The organism is Variovorax sp. P5_A3 (genome assembly GCF_056400665.1).
Genome location: NZ_JBFUKW010000061.1, coordinates 1 through 1,832, shown reverse-complemented (window position 1 = coordinate 1,832; position 1,832 = coordinate 1). Strand labels below are relative to the sequence as shown.

The 1,832-nt window shown below is 63.1% G+C and carries 2 protein-coding genes; both read right to left on the bottom strand.

Annotated features, from left to right (window positions below; genetic code table 11):
- The coding region (sucD, locus tag AC1D3B_RS36090) for a succinate--CoA ligase subunit alpha (RefSeq protein WP_478195457.1) at window positions 1-782 on the bottom strand (782 nt) is incomplete at its 3' end.
- A 9-nt stretch (window positions 783-791) separates the two neighbouring features.
- A partial coding sequence (gene sucC / locus AC1D3B_RS36085) for an ADP-forming succinate--CoA ligase subunit beta (RefSeq protein ID WP_478195456.1) occupies window positions 792-1,832 on the bottom strand: 1,041 nt, incomplete at its 5' end.

Genomic DNA, 1,832 nt, shown 5'->3' with positions numbered 1-1,832 from the left:
ATCAGCGCGCCGGCATGGCCCATGCGCTTGCCGGGGGGCGCCGTCACACCGGCGATGAAGCCGACGATCGGCTTCTTCATGTTGTCCTTGCACCAGCGCGCCGCATCGGCTTCGTCGGGGCCGCCGATCTCGCCGATCATGATGACCGCATCGGTATCGGGATCGTCGTTGAAGGCCTTCATCACGTCGATGTGCTTCAGGCCATTGATCGGGTCACCGCCGATGCCGACTGCCGACGATTGGCCGAGGCCGATCTCGGTCAGTTGCGCCACCGCTTCATAGGTCAGCGTGCCGGAACGGCTGACCACGCCGATGCGGCCCTTGCGGTGGATGTGGCCGGGCATGATGCCGATCTTGATTTCGTCGGGCGTGATCAGGCCGGGGCAGTTCGGGCCGAGCAGCAGCGTCTTCTTGCCGCCGGCGGCCTCCTTGGCCTTCATCCTGTTGCGCACTTCGAGCATGTCGCGAACGGGGATGCCCTCGGTGATGCAGATCGCCATGTCCAGGTCGGCCTCGACAGCCTCCCAGATCGCGGCGGCAGCACCTGCCGGCGGCACATAGATCACCGACACGGTCGCGCCGGTCTGCGTGGCGGCTTCCTTGACCGAACCGAAGATCGGGATGTTGAAGATCGACTCACCGGCCTTCTTCGGATTCACGCCGGCCACGAAGCAGTTCTTGCCGTTCGCGTATTCCTGGCACTTCTCGGTGTGGAACTGGCCGGTCTTGCCGGTGATGCCTTGGGTGATGACTTTGGTGTCTTTGTTGATGTAGATCGACATGACGTTTCCTTAGGCTTTCTTGACTGCTGCCACGACCTTCTGGGCCGCTTCCGCCATGGTGTCGGCGCTGATGATCGGCAGGCCCGAATCGGCCAGCAGCTTCTTGCCTTCGACTTCGTTGGTGCCCTTCATGCGCACGACCAGCGGCACTTGCAGGTTCACGGCCTTGCAGGCTGCGATCACGCCGGTGGCGATGGTGTCGCACTTCATGATGCCGCCGAAGATGTTGACGAGGATGGCCTCGACATTCTTGTTCTTCAGCATGATCTTGAAGGCTTCGGTGACCTTCTCGGGGGTGGCGCCGCCGCCCACATCGAGGAAGTTGGCGGGCTCGCCGCCGAARAGCTTGATGGTGTCCATGGTCGCCATCGCGAGGCCGGCGCCGTTCACCAGGCAGCCGATGTTGCCGTCGAGGCTGATGTAGGCGAGGTCGAACTTGCTGGCTTCGACTTCGGCCGCGTCTTCCTCATCGAGGTCGCGCAGCGCCACGATCTCGGGGTGGCGGAACAGCGCATTGCTGTCGAAGTTGAATTTGGCGTCCAGGGCGACGATGTTGCCCTTGCTGTCACGGTTGAGCGGGTTGATCTCGACCAGCGAGGCATCCGTCTCCATGTAGCAGGTGTAGAGCTTCTTGAAGATGTCCACGGCCTGGGCGGTGGAACCGGCCGGGATGCCGATGCCGTCGGCGATCTGCTTGGCCTGTGCATCCGTCAGGCCGTCCTTCGGGTCGGCATAGACGGTGATGATCTTCTCGGGCGTGGAGTGCGCCACTTCCTCGATGTCCATGCCGCCTTCGCTCGAAGCGATGAAGGCCACCTTCTGGGTGGCACGGTCGGTCACGGCCGAGACGTAGTACTCCTTCTGGATGTCGGCCCCGTCCTCGATGTAGAGGCGGCGAACCTTCTGGCCTTCAGGACCGGTCTGGTGCGTCTTGAGCTGCATGCCGAGGATTTCGCCGGCGAGCTTCTTGACGTCTTCGATCGACTTGGCGACCTTGACGCCACCGCCCTTGCCGCGGCCACCCGCGTGGATCTGGGCCTTGACAACCCA